At 41.3% G+C, this 21,705-nt stretch carries 19 protein-coding genes; 5 read left to right on the plus strand and 14 right to left on the minus strand.

The features are described from left to right. Positions 1 to 4: 4 nt before the first annotated feature. Positions 5 to 799 carry a polysaccharide biosynthesis/export family protein gene (locus FJ651_RS06610; protein ID WP_140989690.1) on the minus strand — a complete coding sequence of 265 codons (795 nt, stop codon included), beginning with the start codon at positions 797 to 799 and terminating at the stop codon, positions 5 to 7. A 101-nt stretch (positions 800 to 900) separates the two neighbouring features. On the opposite strand from FJ651_RS06610, the gene FJ651_RS06615 reads away from it, so the two are divergent. Further along, the gene (locus FJ651_RS06615) at positions 901 to 2,766 is read left to right on the plus strand and encodes an ABC-F family ATP-binding cassette domain-containing protein (protein ID WP_140989691.1); all 1,866 of its coding nucleotides are present in this window, start codon (positions 901 to 903) and stop codon (positions 2,764 to 2,766) included. A 752-nt stretch (positions 2,767 to 3,518) separates the two neighbouring features. Here FJ651_RS06615 and FJ651_RS06620 read toward each other — a convergent pair. Beyond that, positions 3,519 to 4,574, minus strand: a complete 1,056-nt coding sequence (locus tag FJ651_RS06620) for an AI-2E family transporter (RefSeq protein ID WP_140989692.1) — start codon at positions 4,572 to 4,574, stop codon at positions 3,519 to 3,521. Between the two features lie 678 nt (positions 4,575 to 5,252). Here FJ651_RS06620 and FJ651_RS06625 point away from each other — a divergent pair. Further along, positions 5,253 to 5,489, plus strand: a complete 237-nt coding sequence (locus FJ651_RS06625) for a DUF4160 domain-containing protein (protein WP_140989693.1) — start codon at positions 5,253 to 5,255, stop codon at positions 5,487 to 5,489. Continuing rightward, entirely contained in the window at positions 5,467 to 5,700 is a 234-nt protein-coding gene (locus FJ651_RS06630) for a DUF2442 domain-containing protein (protein WP_140989694.1), read from the plus strand. The genes FJ651_RS06625 and FJ651_RS06630 overlap by 23 nt, the downstream gene beginning before the upstream one ends. 1,074 nt (positions 5,701 to 6,774) lie before the next feature. Here FJ651_RS06630 and FJ651_RS06635 read toward each other — a convergent pair. The 5 genes from FJ651_RS06635 to cysQ all read right to left on the minus strand — a co-directional run bounded on the left by FJ651_RS06635 (position 6,775) and on the right by cysQ (position 10,841). Next, the gene (locus FJ651_RS06635) at positions 6,775 to 8,028 is read right to left on the minus strand and encodes a sulfate adenylyltransferase subunit 1 (protein ID WP_140989695.1); all 1,254 of its coding nucleotides are present in this window, start codon (positions 8,026 to 8,028) and stop codon (positions 6,775 to 6,777) included. A gap of 78 nt (positions 8,029 to 8,106) precedes the next feature. After that, positions 8,107 to 9,012, minus strand: coding sequence for a sulfate adenylyltransferase subunit CysD (cysD, locus tag FJ651_RS06640; RefSeq protein ID WP_140989696.1), 906 nt, complete (start codon positions 9,010 to 9,012; stop codon positions 8,107 to 8,109). Between the two features lie 9 nt (positions 9,013 to 9,021). Then, positions 9,022 to 9,609, minus strand: a complete 588-nt coding sequence (gene cysC, locus FJ651_RS06645) for an adenylyl-sulfate kinase (protein ID WP_140989697.1) — start codon at positions 9,607 to 9,609, stop codon at positions 9,022 to 9,024. Then, on the minus strand, positions 9,602 to 10,036 hold the full coding sequence (locus FJ651_RS06650; protein WP_140989698.1) for a DUF2061 domain-containing protein: 435 nt from the start codon (positions 10,034 to 10,036) through the stop codon (positions 9,602 to 9,604). The genes cysC and FJ651_RS06650 overlap by 8 nt, the downstream gene beginning before the upstream one ends. Beyond that, positions 10,017 to 10,841, minus strand: a complete 825-nt coding sequence (cysQ, locus tag FJ651_RS06655) for a 3'(2'),5'-bisphosphate nucleotidase CysQ (RefSeq protein WP_140989699.1) — start codon at positions 10,839 to 10,841, stop codon at positions 10,017 to 10,019. Before cysQ ends, FJ651_RS06650 begins: the two co-directional genes overlap by 20 nt. A 932-nt stretch (positions 10,842 to 11,773) precedes the next feature. Between cysQ and FJ651_RS06660 the strand changes: the two genes are divergently transcribed. Both FJ651_RS06660 and FJ651_RS06665 read left to right on the plus strand, forming a co-directional pair. Continuing rightward, positions 11,774 to 12,031: a type II toxin-antitoxin system ParD family antitoxin gene (locus FJ651_RS06660; RefSeq protein WP_140989700.1), complete on the plus strand. Its 258-nt coding sequence runs from the start codon at positions 11,774 to 11,776 to the stop codon at positions 12,029 to 12,031. Beyond that, on the plus strand, positions 12,021 to 12,320 hold the full coding sequence (locus tag FJ651_RS06665) for a type II toxin-antitoxin system RelE/ParE family toxin (protein ID WP_140989701.1): 300 nt from the start codon (positions 12,021 to 12,023) through the stop codon (positions 12,318 to 12,320). Before FJ651_RS06660 ends, FJ651_RS06665 begins: the two co-directional genes overlap by 11 nt. Before the next feature lie 745 nt (positions 12,321 to 13,065). On the opposite strand, the gene FJ651_RS06670 is transcribed toward FJ651_RS06665, so the two are convergent. The 7 genes from FJ651_RS06670 to FJ651_RS06700 form a co-directional block, all read right to left on the minus strand. Further along, the gene (locus FJ651_RS06670; RefSeq protein WP_140989702.1) at positions 13,066 to 14,079 is read right to left on the minus strand and encodes a glycosyltransferase family 4 protein; all 1,014 of its coding nucleotides are present in this window, start codon (positions 14,077 to 14,079) and stop codon (positions 13,066 to 13,068) included. Continuing rightward, positions 14,045 to 15,400: an O-antigen ligase family protein gene (locus FJ651_RS06675; RefSeq protein ID WP_140989703.1), complete on the minus strand. Its 1,356-nt coding sequence runs from the start codon at positions 15,398 to 15,400 to the stop codon at positions 14,045 to 14,047. Before FJ651_RS06675 ends, FJ651_RS06670 begins: the two co-directional genes overlap by 35 nt. Continuing rightward, a complete protein-coding gene (locus tag FJ651_RS06680) occupies positions 15,390 to 16,547 on the minus strand; it encodes a glycosyltransferase (protein ID WP_140989704.1) in 1,158 nt (385 codons plus the stop codon). The genes FJ651_RS06675 and FJ651_RS06680 overlap by 11 nt, the downstream gene beginning before the upstream one ends. Beyond that, positions 16,544 to 17,641: a glycosyltransferase family 4 protein gene (locus FJ651_RS06685; protein ID WP_140989705.1), complete on the minus strand. Its 1,098-nt coding sequence runs from the start codon at positions 17,639 to 17,641 to the stop codon at positions 16,544 to 16,546. Before FJ651_RS06685 ends, FJ651_RS06680 begins: the two co-directional genes overlap by 4 nt. A 554-nt stretch (positions 17,642 to 18,195) precedes the next feature. Then, positions 18,196 to 19,521: a glycosyltransferase family 2 protein gene (locus FJ651_RS06690; protein ID WP_140989706.1), complete on the minus strand. Its 1,326-nt coding sequence runs from the start codon at positions 19,519 to 19,521 to the stop codon at positions 18,196 to 18,198. Beyond that, a complete protein-coding gene (locus FJ651_RS06695) occupies positions 19,521 to 20,357 on the minus strand; it encodes an FkbM family methyltransferase (protein WP_140989707.1) in 837 nt (278 codons plus the stop codon). Before FJ651_RS06695 ends, FJ651_RS06690 begins: the two co-directional genes overlap by 1 nt. A 166-nt stretch (positions 20,358 to 20,523) precedes the next feature. Continuing rightward, the gene (locus FJ651_RS06700) at positions 20,524 to 21,702 is read right to left on the minus strand and encodes a glycosyltransferase family 4 protein (protein ID WP_140989708.1); all 1,179 of its coding nucleotides are present in this window, start codon (positions 21,700 to 21,702) and stop codon (positions 20,524 to 20,526) included. Between the last annotated feature and the right edge of the window lie 3 nt (positions 21,703 to 21,705).

The raw sequence follows: 21,705 nt of genomic DNA on the forward strand, positions 1-21,705 counted from the left end.
TCGTTTATAGTCTGGTTAATAATAAAATAGTGGTAGTTACTAAACCAAAAACAGCAGCAATGGTTCCAAGTGTTTGTGTACCTGTTGTACCGGTTCCCCAGGATTTTTGCTTAAGCGGTTTTACATAAATCATGTCGTTGGGCTGAATGTAATAGAAAGGCGACTGCATCACGGCACGGTCGGTTAAATCTAGGTAATGTATCTCCTGTCCTTGCGGGTACTGCCTGATGATCATCACTTCCTTGCGGTTACCGGTAAGTGCCACATCGCCAACATTGGCAAGCGCTTCAAATATATTCACGCGCTCCTGAAACAACACGTTGGTACCGGGGCTACCCACTTCGCCGGTGGCCGTATAACGCAAACCGGCCAACTTCACTGTTACAAAAATCTGTGCTGTATCTTTAAATTCATCTTCCAGTAATCGTTGTTCAATCAAGTCCTGTATCTCCTCGGTAGTCAAACCCAGCACCTGTACCTGCCCTAAAATAGGAATGCGAATGTTACCGCGCAAATCCACCGTGAAACCGTCAAAGTAGGCGCGTTCCTGACTACTGGCATTTAAATTGGCATCGCCTGTGGGATTTAAAATTTGGGTGGTTTCCTGATCTAAGGCCTTTACCTGAACGTTTAAGATATCATTAATCTGAACGCGGTAGGGCTTTTGTACTTCGGTGAGCACGCGTAAACTATCGGTTTGCCCTTCCTGTTCCTGTAAATAGGTCAATTCTTTTTGCGAAATGCACGAACTGCTCAAAATTATCAAAGCCAACGCCAATACCGCATATATCTTATTCATAGGGGTGTTTTGTTTCATCACAAATATAGAACATCACTAACAATATCAAAACTATTCGTTTGTTTTTTGGTTATTTACGTTATTTGCAAAAAATATGTTTCATGCATCTGTTAAGCGCTCAGCAAATTTCTAAATCTTTTGGCGAATTGGTATTATTTAAAGACCTGTCTTTCAGTATACACAAAAACCAAAAAATGGCGCTGGTGGCCAAAAACGGCAGCGGTAAAACCACCATCCTCAATATTCTGGCCGGCAGAGACACCCCCGATTCGGGCGAGATCATCTCCCGAAACGGCCTGCGAATTGCTGTTTTAGACCAGGAACCGCAACTGGATGCAGCTTTAACTATTGAAGAATGTATTTTAACCGGCGACATGCCCATTCTCAAGGTGATTGCCAATTACGAGCACGCTCTTGAAAACACTGAAGATGCCGAGGCTTACCAAAAAGCCTTCGAAGCCATGGAGCGCCACAATGCCTGGGAATTTGAAACCACCTACAAACAACTACTGTACCGGCTAAAACTGGAGAATACCCACCAAAAGGTAGGAACGCTGAGTGGCGGACAAAAAAAACGACTGGCACTGGCGCAGGCACTGCTCTCTCATCCCGATTTGCTCATTCTTGATGAGCCTACCAACCACCTGGATTTAGAAATGATTGAGTGGCTGGAGCAGTATTTTGCGCAAAGCGACCTCACACTATTCATGGTCACCCACGACCGCTATTTTTTAGAACGTGTGTGCAATGAAATATTAGAATTAGACGAAGGCCAGCTATTCAGCTACAAAGGCAATTATTCCTACTATTTAGAGAAAAAGGAAGAACGCATCGCCGTTTGGGAAACCGAAACCGGCAAGGCACAACAACTCTTTAAAAAAGAGTTGGACTGGATGCGCCGGCAGCCCAAAGCACGCACTACCAAATCTAAGTCGCGCATAGACGATTTTCACGATATTAAATCCCGCGCCCAACAGCGTCGCAAAGACCATGTAGTGCAATTAGAATTGCAAATGCAACGCCTGGGTTCAAAAATTATCGAGTTCCACAATGTGAGCAAACGCTTTAAAGATGCCGTCATTCTCAACAATTTTAGCTATGTGTTTAAACGCGGTGAGCGCATTGGGGTGATTGGCAAAAACGGCACCGGAAAAACCACCTTTCTCAACATGCTCGCACAATTGCTTACACCCGACAGCGGCAAAGTGGTTTTGGGAGATACCGTGCAACTGGGCTACTATACCCAAACCGGTATAGATATCAAACCTCAGGAGAAGGTTATTGACGTCATCAGAGCGTATGGCGATTATATTCCATTAGCCAAGGGCAGGCAAATCAGCGCACAACAGTTGCTGGAACGCTTTTTATTCGATCGTAAAAAGCAATACGATTTTGTGGAAAAACTCAGTGGTGGCGAGCGTAAGCGCCTCTACCTGTGTACGGTTTTAATTCAAAATCCCAATGTGCTAATACTCGATGAGCCTACCAACGATTTAGATGTGGTAACGCTCAATGTACTCGAGAATTTTTTAATGGACTTCCCCGGTTGTCTGGTAGTAGTCTCGCACGACCGCTACTTTATGGATAAAATTGTAGACCATTTGTTGGTTTTTGAAGGCGACGGCGTCGTAAGCGACTTTCCCGGTAATTACTCCGATTACCGCGCCTATGACAATAGCAAGGCACCGGAACCGGACACAGCCATCACCAAAACAACCCATACTGCCGAAAAACAAGACAAAAACGAGGCTGCCAAACTCAGTTATAACGAACAAAAAGAACTCAAAAATCTCGAGAGTAAAATCCGTTCTCTTGAACTCGACAAAAAAGCCCTGGAACAACGGCTTTACAATACCGACTTAAGTGCAGAAGACCTCACCAAATACGGACTAAAATTACAGGAACTGATTAACGATATAGAAGCCAAAGAAATGCGCTGGCTGGAGCTGCAGGAGAAGATGGGGTAGATGTTGTATTAAGTATTAAGTATTAAGTATTAAGACTGAAGACTTAATACTTAATACTTAAGACTACATGACGTATGGCTAAGTAGTTAGATGGGTTGATGCAGATCCTAAATTCGTTTTAAAGAAGATTTGTGCTGACTCGATGAGATTGCCACGCTCGTCCCAACTATCGTCGGAACTCACTCGCAATGACTCCCTTTTGTTGGGGTTGTGGCTCTATTTTTTACCGCAAAGAGCAAAAGATTTGCACGAAGCGCACTAAGTTTAATACCTTACAAAATCCTAACTCTGGTGCTCGTTTGCAACGAGTACCCACTACGAGAAAACAACAAGAATTACAGCGTTTGTAACGCTGGATTTTTCATGTATTCACCATAGATTCACACAGATTCGCACAGATTTAATTTTCTCTCTCGCAAAGACGCTAAGACGCAAAAAAAATTGTGAAAATTTATTGATACATTTATATGTGAAAATCCTTCGCTTTGCGACTTTGCGACCCTGCGTGGTATATTTATTTGTTTCTCGCCAAGACGCTAAGACGCAAAAGAAATTGTGAAGATATATTGATGTATTCAATTATATAAAGTCCTTATCTTTAAAATTTTACGACTCTCTCTGTGGAACTCTGTGCCTTCTTTGTGCACCTCTGTGTTATAACCATTTAACAGCATTTAAATACGACGGGAGTATTCAATTAACTGGATCAAGCCTATTTAAGACTCTACAAACCATGTATCATGAACCACAAACTATTCATTCAACAATTCAGAAATAAACTTAAGTTGATCACTTTTATCGGCCATAATTTTAAGCAAGCTCACTATTGGAATAAACAAAATCATTCCGGCAGCGCCCCACAACATTCCACCTAGGATGATCATAATAAACATCACCAAAATATTTACCTGAAGTCGCTTTCCAATAATTATTGGAAAAATAAGATAAGCCTCAAGAATTTGTACAATGGTGAACCAGGCAACAACAGCCACAGGGTACCAAACAGAATCAAAGGTGATCCAAGCCACTGTAATTGGTAATAAAGAAGCTATGATAATACCAAAATATGGAATAAAGGTAAAAACAGATACTATAAACCCAAAAAGAATGGGATTGGGCACCCCTATCACAGCCAGTCCAATACTATTGAGGATCCCCACAATCAGATAAATCAACAACATTCCTTTAATAAAACTGTAATAAGTTGTAACGGTTTCAGAGATCATTTTATAAAGATCATTCCTGTTGTTGGAAGGAAACAAACTGTAAAGTGCATTGGTCAGTTTATGACGGTAAAGTAAAATAAGAAAGGCAAAAATGGGTATCATAATCATAAAGAAGAGATTTTCAGACAGAGTTAAGACCGTGCCTCCCGATTCTCCAACCAAATTACCACCCAAATCATCTATAAAGTTTTGTAGTATTTCGGTTTGCTTCTCGGCATTAAAACCCAGATTCTCCGAAACGGTTAAATTAAGTTGTTGTAATAATTCTTGTAATTTTAGCTTCATGTTGTCCAGTTCACTCACCACATTCAACACATAAGTAAATAACAAATACCCCAAACCAACAAATAATGACAAAAGAAAAAAGAAAGGAATGGAGATGGCCAATGTTCTGGGTACACCCTTATTTTCAAACCACTGACACAACGGATACAACACAATACTAATCAAAAAAGCAAAACCCAATGAAATAAAAAGCGATTTTCCAATGTATAAAATCAGTACGGTCAATACTAAAAACTCTAAAACCACCACGACCGATTTTAGTTGATTGAAGAGCGCTGTTAATGATGATCGTTTCATACCCTTAAATTACTCAAAATTTAGGAAATAACGGACATGTAAGAGTCCTAATTTTGGTTCAATAGTTTTTGATAGATGGTGAAATGATTACTAATAGTGAGAATTGGGAGAAGAGAGAAGACCTGTCTGCCGACAGGCAGGGAGAAGAGAGAAGAGAAAAGAGAAATTGTATAAATACATCCTTAGGCAGGCAGGGAATAATTTCGTTATTTTTTATAAAAATTCGTCAGTTGTTATATTCACTGTGAACTTATTTAAAATGAAAATCTACTAAAATAAATTAACCAAACCTTAATTACATTACGTTATCCTCCCCTCCTGGGAGGGGACGAAAGGGGTGGGTCAATCTTATTTAGGACTCAACAATCAACAAACTATGAACCATCAACTATTCATTCCGGTGCTCCAGCCACATTCGCGCAGGCGTTTGCAGCGAGTTCTCTTGGTGAACCTTTGGAGTCTGAGGGCATAAAACTTAATCTGTATAAATCCCAAAGGTTTTAGGGAGTTATAAAAACTAATCAATGCTTTATTATTCAACTTTAGAAAAACTAATTAAGCAAATCAACCGCATATCTGATACTATTAAAATTCAGAATTTAATTATATCTTTAACAAATCAAGAGCTTTAAACCTTTAATCACAAAACATTGTAATTAGAAACAAACTAAGTGTAATATGCCGACAATATTAATAGTAAAGGGCTATCGATTTTTCTTTTACAGTAATGAGCATTTACCAATGCACATTCATATTGAAAAAGACACTAAAACGGCTAAATTTAATTTATTAAATATTGAGTTGGTATATTCAAGAGGTTTCAATGCAAATGAAATTAAAGAAATTCGTAAATTAGTAGATGAAAATGTAGAATTTTTTAAACAAAAATGGAATGAGTACTTTAACAATAACTAAATCGCCTTTTGCTGTAGATATATCATTTACAACTTCAAAAATGGTGATCATTTTAGAAGATGGTCGCGAATTATCCGTGCCACTAGAATGGTTTAAAAAATTGCGAAATGCCTCCATTGATCAACTTACCAATTGGCGATTCATTGGTAAGGGTGAAGGTATACATTGGGAGGAACTTGACGAAGATATTTCAATAGAAAACTTATTGTGAAAAAAAGTTTTAACATCTAACCAATCTGGTGCTCCCGCCACAGGCGCGCAGGCGTTTGCAACCAATCTGGTGCTCGTTTGCAACGAGTACCCACTACGAGAAAACAACAAGAATTACAGCGTTTGTAACGCGGGATCTTTCATTTGTTCACCACAGAATAAGTCTCTCGCCAAGACGCTAAGACGCAAAAGAAATTGTGAAGATTTATTGATGTATTTCAATTATAAAAAATCCTTCGCTTTGCGACTTTGCGACTCTGCGTGGTATATTTATATGTTTCTCGCCAAGACGCTAAGACGCAAAAGAAATTGTGAAGATTTATTGATATTTTCAAATATAAAAAGTACCTCGCTTTGCGACTTTGCGACGCTCTATCAAAATCAACAAACTGAACTCAATTAAAAACACGCAAACCTCCCCTCCTGGGAGGGGACCAAAGGGTGGGTCAATCCTATTTAGGACTCCACAGTCCCACAACCCACAACCTCCAACCTAAAACCAAGAACTACACCACCATCCCCAATCTGGTGCTCGTTTGCAACGAGTACCCACTACGAGAAAACAACAAGAATTACAGCGTTTGTAACGCGGGATCTTTCATTTGTTCACCACAGAATAAGTCTCTCGCCAAGACGCTAAGACGCAAAAGAAATTGTGAAGATTTATTGATATTTTCAAATATAAAAAGTACCTCGCTTTGCGTCTTTGCGACTCTATTTGTGGAACCCTGCCTGCCCTGCCGGCCGGCAGGCGGGCGGCAGGCAGGTCTGTGCCTTCTTTGGGAGCTTCGTGGTTTTATTTAATACAAGTTTTTAAAGGTTTGGTCTTAGGTCTTGTAGTATTGGTGCCACACTATCTTTTTTTACCGCAAAGAGCGCTAAGGTTATACGCAAAGCACACCAAGTTTAAAATCTTTCAAAAAACCTCTTTGTAGACCTTTGTGGTATAATTATTTCCAGAGACTCGTAGAGGCTCACAGAGTTTAATAAACAATAGTAACGATTGATCAATTATATTTAGGACTCCAAAGTCCTACAACCTACAACCTAAAACCTACAACCTACAACCCAACAACTACACCACCATCCCCGCAGCCACAGTTTCATTAGTAGCCTCATCAATCAAAATAATACTCCCCGTAATACGGTTGGTTTTATAATCGTCTATCATCAATCGCTGCGAGCATTTTAAAGTTACTCTGGCAATGGTATTCATCTCCAGTTCGATGTTGTCGGTGATGCGCTGGTAGTTGTTAATGTTAATTTTATAAACCACCTGCTTAATCATCGCTTTTTGCTCGTTACTGGTATGCTGAATCACATATTTGGTTCGTGGTTTGGCCGGTGCATGGTGCAACCAACACAGCATCACATCAAACTCCTGCTGCATTTCAGGTTGATTGTTGGGTTTAACAATCATATCGCCGCGGCTAATATCAATATCATCGCTTAGTGTCATGGCTACCGACATGGGTGCAAAGGCTTCCTCCAGCTCATCAAACCCACAATTAATTGAAGCAATGGTTGAGGAAAAGCCCGAAGGCAACACCATCACCTCATCTCCTACCCTGTAAATACCACTGGCAATTCTACCGGCATAACCGCGGTAGTCGCGATGCTGGGCACTTTGAGGTCGTAAGACGGTTTGCACCGGAAAACGCGCGTCTATTTTATTGATATCACTGCTAATATGAAGTGTTTCCAATACATCTAACAAAGGCGCTCCCTGGTACCAGGGCATCTGCTCAGAACGGTTCACCACATTGTCACCCAACAAAGCACTAATAGGGATAAAGCGCACATCTTTGATGTATAGTTTGGAAGCAAACTCTTCAAAATGCGACAAAATCTCATAATAAACCGCTTCAGAAAAATCTACCAAATCCATTTTATTAATACACACAATAATATGCGGAATCTGCAATAAAGAGGCAATATAGGCATGGCGCTTGGTTTGTTCTACCACCCCATGACGCGCATCAATTAAAATAATGGCAGCATTGGCCGTAGAGGCACCGGTAACCATATTACGCGTATATTGAATGTGTCCGGGTGTATCAGCAATAATAAACTTTCGTTTGGGTGTGGTAAAGTAACGGTAGGCCACATCAATGGTAATGCCCTGTTCGCGTTCGTCTCTTAAACCATCCGTAAACATGGCGAGGTCAACACCCTCGTGTCCTTTTTTCAAACTGGTGGCTGTTACCGAAGCCAGCTGGTCTTCAAAAATAGACTTGCTGTCGTATAACAATCGCCCTATCAGGGTGCTTTTGCCATCGTCTACACTTCCGGCGGTTGTAAATCTCAATAATTGGTTGTTATCTATCATGGGGTACCAATTTCAATTTTATAATGTAAATAGTTTCTTCTTCAGTTAAATTAAGGCAGTATTGTAGCCTTTAAAAGTTTAAAAATAGCCATCGCGTTTACGGTCTTCCATGGCAGTCTCAGAGCGTTTATCGTCGCTGCGATTGCCGCGTTCGGTTTGGCGCATGGCCGCCACTTCGGCTACAATCTTATCAAGCGTATCGGCATCGGAGGTAATACCGCCTGTTATGGTGATATCGCCCAAAGTTCGAAAACGGATGGTTTTGGTTTCCACCTGTTCATGCGTTTCCAAAGTGATGTGTTCTGAATACGGAATCCAGCTGTTACTGCGCCATATCACCTGTCGTTGGTGAGCAAAATACAAACTCGGAATGGCTATTTGTTCTCTTAAAATATAATTCCAGATATCCATCTCGGTCCAGTTACTAATGGGAAAGGCTCTAAAATGTTCGCCTTCAAAATATTTACCATTGAGCAAATACCACAATTCGGCACGCTGATTTTTAGGATCCCACTGTCCAAAATCATCTCTGTGCGAAAAGAAACGTTCTTTGGCTCTGGCTTTCTCTTCATCTCTTCTACCGCCGCCAATGGCACAATCTATTTTATGGGCTTCAATGGTATCGAGCAAGGTGGTGGTTTGTAAGGCATTTCGGGAAGCATGCTTACCGCGTTCTTCGGCCACTCTGCCATTATTAATAGATTCCTGAACAGACCCTACGATGAGTTTCACACCCAAATCCTTCACCAATTGGTCTCTAAAAGCCATGGTTTCCGGAAAGTTATGTCCGGTATCCACATGCATTAAGGCAAACGGAATTTTAGAAGGATAAAAGGCCTTTCTGGCCAAATGGGTGACCACAATAGAGTCTTTACCACCCGAAAACAAGATCACCGGATTCTGAAACTGGGCCCAGACCTCGCGGATGATATAAATAGCTTCGGCTTCTAATTCGTCTAAATAATTTAAATAATATTTGCTCATGGTATGTTTTTAAAGCTTTTGCATTACAAAGTTAACAACTTTTTCAACGGAATCTTCCAGACTTAGCTCGGCGGTTTTCACCACCAGATCAGGGCTGTCGGGAGCTTCGTAAGGGGCACTAACACCGGTAAAATCTTTGATGATTCCCGCTCTGGCTTTGGCGTACAAGCCCTTCACATCTCTGGCTTCGCAGACTGCAACCGGGGTATCCACAAAAATTTCGTAGAAATTATCAGCACCAATAATTTGTTTGATGGTGGCGCGCTGCGACTTTAAAGGCGAAATAAAAGCCGCCAGTGTGATGATTCCCGCATCGGTAAATAATTTACTCACTTCGGCCACACGTCGCAAATTTTCGTCTCTGGCAGCCGTGCTAAAATCAAGATCGGCATTTAAACCTGTTCTTAAGGCATCGCCATCTAAGCTATAGGTTTGCAAATTTTTTGAAAATAACACCTGCTCAACGGCATTGGCAATGGTAGATTTTCCCGAACCCGAAAGTCCGGTAAACCACAGCACAAAAGCACTGTGTTGGTTGCGCTCAGCCCTGAGCTGTTTGTTGATGTTAAAATCGTGTGGAATGATAAATTTACTCATCCTCTATTGTTTTACGGTCCAATCCAAAATTAATACGATACCACATACGCTCGTGCAGGTAATACAACAGCATTTTGGTAAGCACTTCGGCCAATCCTACTTTTAAACCAATCATGGGGTCGCCAGAGATAAGCCAGGCCAGCAGCATGGTATCGAGTGTTCCCACCACGCGCCAGGTAATGGTTTTGGCGATATGTCGGTATTGACTGTTGGCAAATTGATGGTTTTGTTTTAAATCTACTTTAAACCAAACACGCTCATGCAGGTAGTACAAACCAATTTTTGTAACCACCTCTGCCAGACCAATTTTAAATCCGGTGAGCGGGTTCCCCGAAATAAGCCAGGCCAGCAGCATGGTATCCAGCGTACCCAAAATACGCCAGCTCAGTGCTTTTAATAAATGTCGTTTATGCGAAGAACTGATCATGCGCTGCTATAAAGTAAGGGTTCAAAAGATTGGGTTTGTTATATTGCAGTTCGGTGGTTTGGTCTTGCTGATACACTTTAATATCGAGCGCCTTACAAATGGCATGTCCGGCTGCGGTATCCCATTCCATGGTAGGTGCAAAACGCGGATACACATCGGCTTTGTCTTCGCTTAACAAACAAAATTTAAGAGAACTGCCCACACTTACCATTTCAGCACTTGCGCCGGTATCAGTTTTAAGCGTTTCTAAAAACAACAGGGTATCGTCATTCATATGAGACCTGCTGCCCACCACTCGGTTATAAGCCACAGGAGCCTTTGGTGTTAATATTGTAGCTTCTTGAAAAATGCTCTCTACCGACAAAGACTTACCACTTAAATTTATTTTAGCGGCCTGTTTTTCGGCGCTGATGGCAAAATATAAATCGGCGGTAGCAGGGGTATAAATCACACCCATCACCGGAGCACCATCAACAATCATGGCAATATTAACCGTAAACTCGCCATTGCGTTTAATAAATTCTTTGGTACCATCCAGCGGATCTACCATCCAGCAAACGGACCAGTTTTTTCGGTCTTCAAAAGGTACCTGTTTGTTTTCCTCGCTAATCACGGGAATACCACTTAATTTTAAGTGCGACATAATCACCTCGTTAGCACGCCTGTCGGCCAGCGTTAAAGGCGAATCATCAGCTTTGTAGCTAATTTCCAAATCGCCGTTATACACTTCCATAATGACTGCTCCGGCAGCCACTGCAGCATTGATAGCCGTTACCAGATGTACCCTTAATTGACTTGTTTCCATAGATGCGGCGAAGATAAGGTATTGGGTTTTGATATAAAAGTGTGATGGGGATTAATTGTATTAAGTATTAAGATGGAAGTATTAAGTATTAAGACTGGACTTCCCTGTTATAGGTTGAATAATTATGGTAAATACACGAAACTTATTGTCCCCTTGAGGGGACCTTAGGGGTGTAAAACCGATTATTCAAGTCAATTAACCATTCCAATCAAAACCCTCCGCCATATAACGTCGCTTTTTTTCTTTGCCTCCTCCTACGCTAAAGCTCCGGCGGACAGGCTAACCCTAAAGGGTGAAAAAAGCTCTATTTAGGAATTATTCTATACTATTCATTTATTTATTCAATAAATCTACACGTCCTTATTATTGAAATTTCTCTCCTCTCTTCTCTCTTTTCTCTTCTCTCTTTTCTAATATCTATCGTTTAACCTCATAAGTTAAGCACCTCAATCCACTTCTCTCGAACCACGTTCCAATCAAACCCCACCATATTAACGTCGCTTTTTTTTCTTTGCCTCCTCCTTCGCTAAAGCTCCCATGCCAGAGGCAGGCAGGCGGCGGACAGGCTAACCCTAAAGGGTAGAAAAAAAGCTCTATTTAGGAATAATTCTATTCTGTTCATTCTTTACCTTAATAACTCCGAACTCCAAACTCATCCCTGCAGCTATCGGGAATCATAGACTCAAAAAACCACATCCGTCACCTAACATCTGTCATCGGTCCATTTAACTCAGAACTTCATAAAACGGTCAACCCAAACTATCAAAATACTTAATACACCTAGCGTGTTTAACGCGAGGTGAATCTCTTAAAAATACAACCTGATAAACTTATAATAAGTAGTTAGTTAACCACAACATAAGATCAAAAATATTAGAATAAAATTTGAAATTTATACCAATAGTTGGTATATTTACATTAAAGTTAATGTTATGGCAAAAAACACATCTATTTTATTAGGGGACTATTTTGATGACTTTATTAATAAGCAGGTGAAAACCGGAAAATACGCTTCTGCAAGTGAAGTCGTTCGAGCCGCATTACGAATGTTTGAAAAGGAAGAATCCAAAAGAATTGAGTTGATAGAGGAATTAAAAAAAGGCGAAAAATCAGGTTTTATTGAAGATTTTGACCGAACAGATTTTTTAAATAATCTTGAACAAAAGCATAGGTCAAAAAATGAAGTATAAAATAAGTCGAGAAGCACATCTTGACCTTGAAAATATTTGGCTTTATACATTTGAAAATTGGTCTAAAGAGCAAGCCGACAGGTATATTAATTTAATAATTGACGAGATTGAATATTTAGCAGAACATCCTGATTCAGGTCAAAATTATGAAAATATAAGAAAAGGATATTTTCGTTCACGTATAAAGTCACATTTTATATTCTATAAAAATAATCATAAAATAAGTAAAATTGAAGTCATTAGAATTTTACATCAACGAATGGATATTAAAACAAGATTGACAGAATAAAAAAGGCGCTATCTAACAGTAACTATGCGCAATTAGGGTCTCATTCCAGTGCCCATTCTGGTGCTCACTCTGGTGCTCCCGCCACAGGCGCGCAGGCGTTTGCAACGAGTACCTAACTATCAAAATACTTGGTAGATAAAGCGTTTACAACGCGGATTAATTTCACCAAGTTCCACAGAGGTTCGCGGAGTTTGATTTATTGATAAATGTATTTTTTTTCATAACCACTAAGAGCACAAGGTTTGCACAAAGCGCACCAAGTGTAATAACTTTCAAAAAACACTCTGTGGAACCCTGCCTGCCCTGCCGGCCGGCAGGCGGGCGGCAGGCAGGTTTGTGCCTTCTTAGTGAACTCTGTGGTATAATCACTTAAGAGTATTCAATTAACTGAGGCAATTTTATGTGATCAATCCTTCTATTTTTAAATTCATTTTAAAGAACATTTGTGCCAACTCGAGGAGATTGCTTCACCCCAACAAGTTGGGGTTCGCCCGCCTGCCGGCCGGCAGGCAATGACGCCCTTTTGTTGAGGTTTTGAATTAATTTCTATAACCACAAAGAGCACAAGGTTTGCACAAAGCACACCGAGTTTAAAATCGTTCAAAAAAGGCTCTGTGGAACTTTGTGCCTTCTTCGTGAACTTTGTGGTATAACCATTTAACAGAGTTTAATTGCAGTGGGAGGATTCAATTAGCTGTTTAAATCCTATTTAGAACTCAACAAACAACAAACTCTGAATTAGAAACTAGGAACTAAGAACCTTGATCCATTTCTCTCGAACCACATTCCAATCAAAACCCTCCGCCTTAACCCGTGCGGCAGCACTTATATTCTGCGCTAACTCCGGATCCTCTTTCAATTTCAAAATCCCCGCAACCATCGCTTTCACATCTCCATCAGGGACCAACAGCCCATCTACCCCATCTTTCACCAAATACGGCATACCGCCCACACCGGTACTCACCACCGGTAAGCCCAGCGCCATGGCCTCAATAACGCTTACCGGCATATTATCGAAATGCGTGGTATTGATAAACACATTGTGCTGTTTGGCCAGGGCATGCCACTGTGGTTTTGGTAATTTCCCGGTAAAGTTCACCGTTACCCCCAATTGTTCTGCCAGTTGCTTTACCTCCTTTAAACTGCCGTCTGCGTCGGGGCCTACCATGGTAAGGCTGGCCTGATTACCCTGTTGCTGCAAAGCGTGTAAGACGCTTACCGCCATTTGCGGATTGTAAATACTGCTAAAAGAGCGCACCCATAGCAATTGGATGGTACTAATGGCCTTGAATTGATAGTGGTATTTGTCTAAAACAATGGTGTTTGGAATGTAAGTAATGTTATGATAACCGTGCGACTTAAAGGCTTCCAGTAAATAAATGGAAGGGGTAATATTAACCGCCGCATTCGAAAAAATCATTTTAGACATCAACGGACTCCTTTTTAATCTATGCGGCAGATTGCCACCATTTAAACTTGGTATGTAAGGCACTCTAAAAATTCTGGCCAGTTGCGACATAATAAAAGCATAATTAAAATTAAGGGTGCTGTAGGTATCTATCAAAATAACATCAACGGTTTTAAACCTTTGAAAAAAATTAAACAACATCCCCATCATGCGCAACACTTTGCTGTTACTGCTAGAGGATAAATACACGGTATAACCCTCCTGTTGCAGCAAAGCACTTAAGGTTTGTATGGTAGACACATTACTGCGTTTGTTATTAACGTTGTTTCCTATGTAAAGCAGGCGTTTCATTGGTGACGTTGATTAAAGATAAGGCGTATAAAAAAGCCGGTGCGGCGATGCGCATACCGGAGTGGTTGATGGTGGCAAACCAAAAGGCCAAAAAGGCAAAAAACAACAAATTATTGCGATTTCTACTCCTATAATCTAATGGTTTAATAATTAAAATTAAAATGATGACAATCCCCAAAAAACCATGCTCAGACATTAAGCGACCTAATTCATTGTGGGAAGGTAAGTGATCGCCATCTCGCTCCACACGAATATCCTTTACCCTGCTGGCCCCAATCCCCAAAAAAGGGTGGTTGATAAAACCGTCTACTTCTTCTAAAAATAATTGTACCCTTCCCGTAGTGAGATCACTCTTCTCTCTACCTAATGCGTCTTGATTGGCATAGCGTTTGTCAATTAAGCCATAAGTTTGCGTAGAGCTGATATTCCAGGTCATGAGAATGGCTACAAAAAACAAGCCCATGGAGATAATGATTTCGCCTTGTCTTCTTGCCTTGGCCTGAAAGAAATATATGGCCAAAAACGCTACAATGGCTATGACCGCTGCAAAAATCCCACCACGACTAAAGGTGACGATGGCCCGATAGGTCATGGCACTTAAAATAATGGTATTGAGCACTTTTAAAAAAACGGTTGGCGATTGCAAAAAAATACGTATCGCAGCCGCAAACATCCCCAAACCTAAAATAGTCGCCACCTGATTGGGCCCAAAACCACCGGAGGCCGCAGCATTCGATGCTGTACCCGACAAAACATCCTTAATAGAAGGATTGTACAAATAAATGTAAGTGGTGGTGGTAATAATGGGGAGTAAAATGTAAAGATTAACATCCAATAAGGTTTTTACCGAAACTTTACGGTCGTAACAAAACAAAGCAGCCATGCCCAAACAAACGGGGCCGCTTAATACAAAGGCAATATTGGTCCTAAAATTAGCACCCCAACTCAAGGTATTAGAGGCCACCAGAATGGCCGGCACCATTAAAATCAAATAAATAAAATAAGGATAACCTTTACCCGAAACCCCTTTATAAAAAATGCCCATCGACATAAATAAAATTACCAAATACTTAGAAGATTCGTAAGCCAGACCGCCTTTGGTCATTCTAAAAAAAATTTCGGCGCCTGTAAAATAAGCACAAGCCAGTAAAATTTCTCTGGTTTTAGCCGATGGCGGTACCAGAATGATGCGCAGTAAAAAATAGAATGTAGCCAGTAAAAAGAAACCATTGGCAAGCGGCTGAAAAGCAAAAATAAGCACTCCCAAACCAATATGTAGCAGCACCAATTGCAGATATTTATCTTTAGTGTTAAAGGCCATCTTTGTTTTTAAAGGTGTTTGGAGCTTCTAAGATATCCTTTTTGAGGCGTTTTTGATAATGTTCAAAGGTGAATTTAGCAGCAGTATCTCTGCCGGCCTTCATCATGGCCTGATGCATGTGAGGCGACAGTTGTAATGCCTTTATAATGCCATTCGTAACTTCTTGTGCATTGGGCGCCTCCAATAGAAAGCCGTTGACGCCGTTGTGAATGTAATGACCAATGGCCGAAATATCAGACACCATCGGCATACAGCCAAAATTCATGGCTTCGGCCAATACTTTTGGAAATCCTTCAGAGGCGGTGGTAGGCATCACAAAAAAGTGCGACGTCTTGTAGATGTCGAATAAGCGGTTGCCGGGTAAAGCGCCGTAAAACCTGATACGGTCTTGATTGCGGTATTGTGCTTTAAAAGTTTCAAGGTCCTTACCTTCACCCACAATATGCACGGTGCTAATGCGCTGTTGTAATTTTGGGTCTAAGGCCTCATAGGCCTTTAAAAAAGTCCCAACGCCTTTTTCAAATTCCACCCTACCGGCGTAACACAATTCTAAAGGCTTATCCAAGGATTTGGCTTGACAGACCTCAGCACCCAGGGCATACTCGGCTGCTGTTAAACACGGGTTTTCAAACGACAGGCAATGTTTGGGTTGCTGCGGCCAAAAACCGTTAATGGTGACGGTTCGGCGCTGATGTTTCAAGCACCAGCGTTGCCAGGCGTATCCCAATGGTGCCTTTTGTTGCCTCCAGTTTCCGGCATATTTGTACCAGCCGTGTTTGCGAGTGAAGAATGTTAAAAGCGGAATAAGGACCACCCCAATACCGGTGGGCGCTCTAAACTGAAAAACCTCTACCTTTTTTAAATATTTAAATACCTGATGGATGACCCCCGACATATGCCATAACAACTGAATCTTTGCTATTAAACTCTTTCCGCCCAGTGGCTTCAATGGAATGAAATGAATGTTTTGCGCCGTATAAGGCAAGGCACTTAAGGGCGGCGTTCCCTCATGTAGCATGGCCATGTGATAAATATCGTCGAACATATCGGCCAGAGCGTTGAGCTCCCGCACGGTGGCACCCCAACCTACGACCGTTCCATCGGGCAGTTGGTAATGTTCGGTATGGGATATGATGAGCAGTTTCATAGCGCGATGCTTTGATAATAGGCTTCAAAAGTTGTCTGCCAATGGTGACGGTTGGCCCATGATATGGCCTGTTTACTATAGGTGTTGTATTGCACTTTGATATCCTGCAAGGCGCTTATAAAATTTTCGGTATCATTCGCTGCAATCAAACAACCAGACTTTAAATGAGCTATGGCATCTTCCAAACCGCTGTTTAAACTGCCTATTGCGGGTAAACCAAGTGCATTGGCCTCTAACACTGCAATACCAAAACCCTCTACATCGCCCGTTTTAGTAGTAGTGCTTAGCATTACAAAAACATCGCTTTGACGTAAAAGCGCTTCTACCTGCTCATCCGGTAAACGACCGTGAACCGTCAGATGTTTTTCAACACCCAAACTATTTGCTAATGACGTAAGTTGCTCTACTTCTGTTGGAATACCCACGCAATGATAATGCAACGAAGGAAATGCTTTGAGCAGGGCAGGTAATTGGCGCACCACATTGGCCTGACCTTTACGCTCGGTAATATTTCCTACGGTAATCAATATAGGATAAGATGCCGATGGCTGCTTTGCTACAGCCGGTTTAGACCATTTTTCAGGATCGAATCCATTAGGAATAACCACCACATTTGAATGATGGGGTTTTACAAACGTGGCAGTATGTCTAGAAACGGCAATTAGGGTATCGAAATGCCTTAAGGCCAAACGAATGGAATAATTTAAAATAGGTGATTTAAAATTAACTTCAGAGCCGTGAATCACCGCGAGGGTTTTCTTGCGGTACCACAAGCGCATCCAAGCCACCGCCCATAAGGCAAACTTACCGGAAGCTATTAAAACGTCATGTTGCTTCGCCAATTTAAAAAGGAGCTTAAGTCTTTTGAAATACATTGGCCAACGCGGCTTTTGCATGGCTACGCGTTTAACAGTAAATTGTTGTTGAACGTCAAAAACAGCTTCGCTGGCAGCATCAGTGCGTTGATCGGCTATAAGGGTTACTTCACAACCAAAAGCACTTAAATGTTTTGCCATTTGTTGGGCATGCACCCCAATACCTCCAGGCAAGGGCGGAAATTCAGTGGTTAGTATGAGGATGCTTTTTTTAGGCAATTAATGACTTTTTTTATTAGTAAACTGTATTTAGTATTAAGTATTAAGTATTAAGTATTAAGTATTAAGTATTAAGTATCAAGACTCAAATTATCCGAACTCTGAACTCTAAACTCTAAACTCTAAAATTAACAGTTCTCTGTTCTCTTCTCTCTGCCTGTCGCCCGCCTGCCGGCTGGAAGGGCAGACAGGTCTTCTCTCTCTTCTCTTTTCTCTTTTCTAATATCGTATATCGTACTTCAAATCTATCTCTCTTCTCTCAAAACTTGCCATCCAAAACCCAGTCTAAATCCGCTTTTTTTGTCTGCCCTCCTCCTTCGCTTTAGCTCCGGCGGACAAGATAACCCTAAAGGGAACAAACCCGCCTGTCCGGCCGGCAGGAAAAGCTCCAATTTTGATAAATCGATTTTATATGGTCAACGCTATTCAGGGACGTACACACTTCTAACCTCTCACCTCTCATTTCTAATATCGTATATCGTACTTCAAATATCTCTTTTCTCTGTTCTCTTCTCCCTGTTCTCTTCTCTCTTCTCTCTGTTCTTTTCTCTAACTCACAATCTCTCAATCCTCGCCCCTTCCTTCATTTTAATACCCGACAATCGCCAGGACTTAGCTACCTGCAATACAACCAACGGTAAAAGTAACAGGCTTAAAGGAATTCCCAAAACAACCAGCCACTTATTTCCTTTAAATCGATAAGGCATGATGGATATGGGGATATTGCGCCATAATGCCCGTTTGGCAGCCTTGGTTCCAAAATAGCTTCTAAACAAATACAGCACACTGGGAATGGGACGCGGTTGCCATAAGTTTTGGGTTCTAAAGGCATCCCAGCTGCCCATATCGCGCAGGCCACCGGTGCCAACTTTTAAATGCAGGCGCTTGGCCAGTGGATTTGATACGTTTAAAAACCCGTTTAAATAGGCTCGCAAGCCAAACTCACCGTCGCCCATGCGCTGTTTTTCGAACTGCCGATCGAATAGCCCGATGGTTTCAAAAACACTCCTTTTGATGAGTACATTGCCGGTATCTAACTGGTCGCTTACCCTAAAATAGGCATAATGTGCCGGCACCTCAGCGCCAACGGCGGAAATAGAGACGCCTGAAGACAGATCTGCTTGAAAATAATCCAGACACTTGAGGTGGTTACTGATCCAATCCGCACTGACCCTGCTGTCGTCATCAAACAGCAGGATATAATTGCCTTTGGCACGTTTAATGGCCGTGTTGCGTGCCAGCCATAAGGCCCTTTCTGTCTGATGTGTTAATTGTAACTCTAAATTGTAAGCTTTATAAAACTCCGGTTGAAAGGGTTGCGACTGGTCCACTACAATCACCTCAAAGTGGCGGTAATCTTGCTGCTCAAGGTCTGTTAGCACGTCTTTTAAATACGCATAGCGATTTAAGGTGGGAATGATCACGCTTACAAAAGGTGACCGGTTAACCAAATCGGTTTTGGATGTTAAAGTCAACTGAGCGATGGGCGTATTGTAGGCGGTTGATCTAGGCGTGTTGCGCACCTGCCAATAGGCGTTGAGCTCTTTAAACGGATTGTTCAAGCCTGCCAAACGCATCAGCAACACCCATAGCACCCACCATTTGCTAAAATATTTAAAGGCAAAGCGGTAGTTGTCGGCTAAAGGCAGCGGTTCAAATTGCTGATAGGTATCGGCCTTTCCAATATAACCCCGGTGCAGGGCTTGCCAGGATCTGTCGTAGTCCTTCGATAACTGACTTTTATAATGGGCGTCTTCAGGTATTTCTTTTAGAATATCTTCAGGTAAGGCCGCTACGTTTGGAAACGCGTAATGTCCGTCTCTTTTAGGGAGTCTAAAGTAATGTACCGGTTGTAGATATGATAAAAAGCTAAATGGCATTACAGCGTTGCTTTAGGTAGGCAAAAAATATTAGGAGGCAACACATCGCCTTTTATGTATGGCTTCAGCTTCATAGTTAAAATTTGATAATCAATATTTTCAAACCATGTAATCATATCAATATTGTTATTAGTTTCAACAATTACCATAGGTTGAAACTTTAAAATGGTTTCTTTGGCGCCTTTTAAAATGGCCGGTTCAATACCATCCACGTCTATTTTAATCAAATCGCAACGTGTGATGTTTTGTTGTTTCACATAACTGTCGATGGTAATCATATCGATGGTTACTGAATTTTCATTATGACGCAGGTCTAAGACGTTAGAACTAGAATGATTCAAAAACAACTGAACCGGCTGACAAACATCGCCTACTGCATTATTAACCAATGTGATGCTTTGTTGTAAATCATTTTCAGCAACCGACTTGACCAAACAATCACTCACCCATGTATTGGCTTCAAAGGCATGTACTTGTCCGTTTTTAGCCAGTGTTTGCGACCAAACCAGGCTCAGGTACCCAAAATTGGCGCCTACATCAAATATGACTGCATTATCAGGCCAATGCTGTTGTTTAAACAAGCTTATACTATTGTTCAATAAGGTATTTTCAATGCCCCTTTGCAATGCTCTGGCCGCAACTTTTACGGGTGCTGTAAATTTAAAAACCACCTGTTGGGCTCCGTACAACCTGCTAACCTGCACCGTTGAGGTTTTATAGGTTTTGTTTGATTGGAGTAGTAAGGTTCTCAGCCATTTCAGTCTAGCAGACTGACCAAGTCGCTTTTTAAGAGAGGCCGGAATACTATTATACAAGGTGACTACAAACGGGTTCATATGGTAAGTTTTAATAACTTCATTTTTTAGTAATAAATGTACGCTTTTCAAGAATGGCAAAATAGCAATATTTACAAACTTAACCTATGCCAATCTTTAATTGAATCAACAGATTAAATATTTTAAAGCACCTGCACCGTCTTAGTTTTAAAATGACAATCTGTTTTTATGATTGATAAAAGGCTGTAAACTTTTCCTGCTGTGCCTTTAAACTAAACGCTTGTTCAATTCTTGTTCCGGCATTCGTAATGATATACTCACGTTCTTGATCTGATAATTCTATCGCTTTTAACAGGGCTTGGGCCAAACTATGCGGCTCACGTTTGGGGACAACAAAGCCGGTAATACCATCAACTACATTTTCGGGCAGGGCGCCTCCATCAGAAACAATGCACAAACAACCAGAGGCTTGTGCTTCTAAAACAGCATTGCAAAATCCTTCGGAATGGCTGTATTGGATATAAATATCTGAGGTTCTCATAGCATTTAATACAGCTTCATGTGGTTGTACACCCATGAGCTTTACTTCTTTACTCAATCCTAATTGATGAATGGCGAACATCAGGGGTTCATACAACTCTCCCGAACCAATAATGCTATATTGAAATCGATGAGCCGGATAATTTTGTTTAAAAATTGCCAAAGCCTCTAAGGTGTCCATAAAACCTTTGATGTAATGCAAACGTCCCACGCTTAAAATGGATATAACCGATCCAGGCTCAGTATTTGTGATTCTTTGCTGATACGCAGTGATATCGATGGCCGGAGTAATGATGCTGTAAGGTGTGGTTTCAAGCATGCCGGTGTTTTTGGCTTGACCTAACATGTGTTGTGATATGGCATGAACCTTATCGACCTGTGCCCATAAGGTTTTATAAGCATCGGGGTGTTTTAAAGGATAGACATCCATATCGTAACCCCGGCAGCTCACCGCCATTTTGGCCCCAATGGCCTTCGCCACCAATTCGTGCTGTAGTGCCATGGTAGCAAATCCAAAATGCAGCCAATCTAAACGAGCCCCTAACAAAGGTGCATTTAAATACAGGCGTTTGGCAATGACAGCTGCCGTTGTTCCACGGGCTTTTTCTAAGGCAATGTATTTTTTCACCCTTTTAATATGCGTCAATAAGCCCATATAAGTTTTAAGGATATGCCAGGCAAATGTAATGGGTTGACGCTTGTACACTTTCGGCAGCAGTTGTACTTTACATAAGCTGAATTGTGGAGAAGCCTTGCTCACAAAGAGTTGTACCTCAAATCCCGCATCCTGTAAGCCTTTAATTTTATGATTAAAAAAGGTTTCAGAATACACAGGCGTTTGAGAGAGTACAATACCTATTTTCAAAAC

The sequence above is a fragment of the Paucihalobacter ruber genome, from assembly GCF_006494535.1.
Taxonomy (GTDB): domain Bacteria; phylum Bacteroidota; class Bacteroidia; order Flavobacteriales; family Flavobacteriaceae; genus Paucihalobacter; species Paucihalobacter ruber.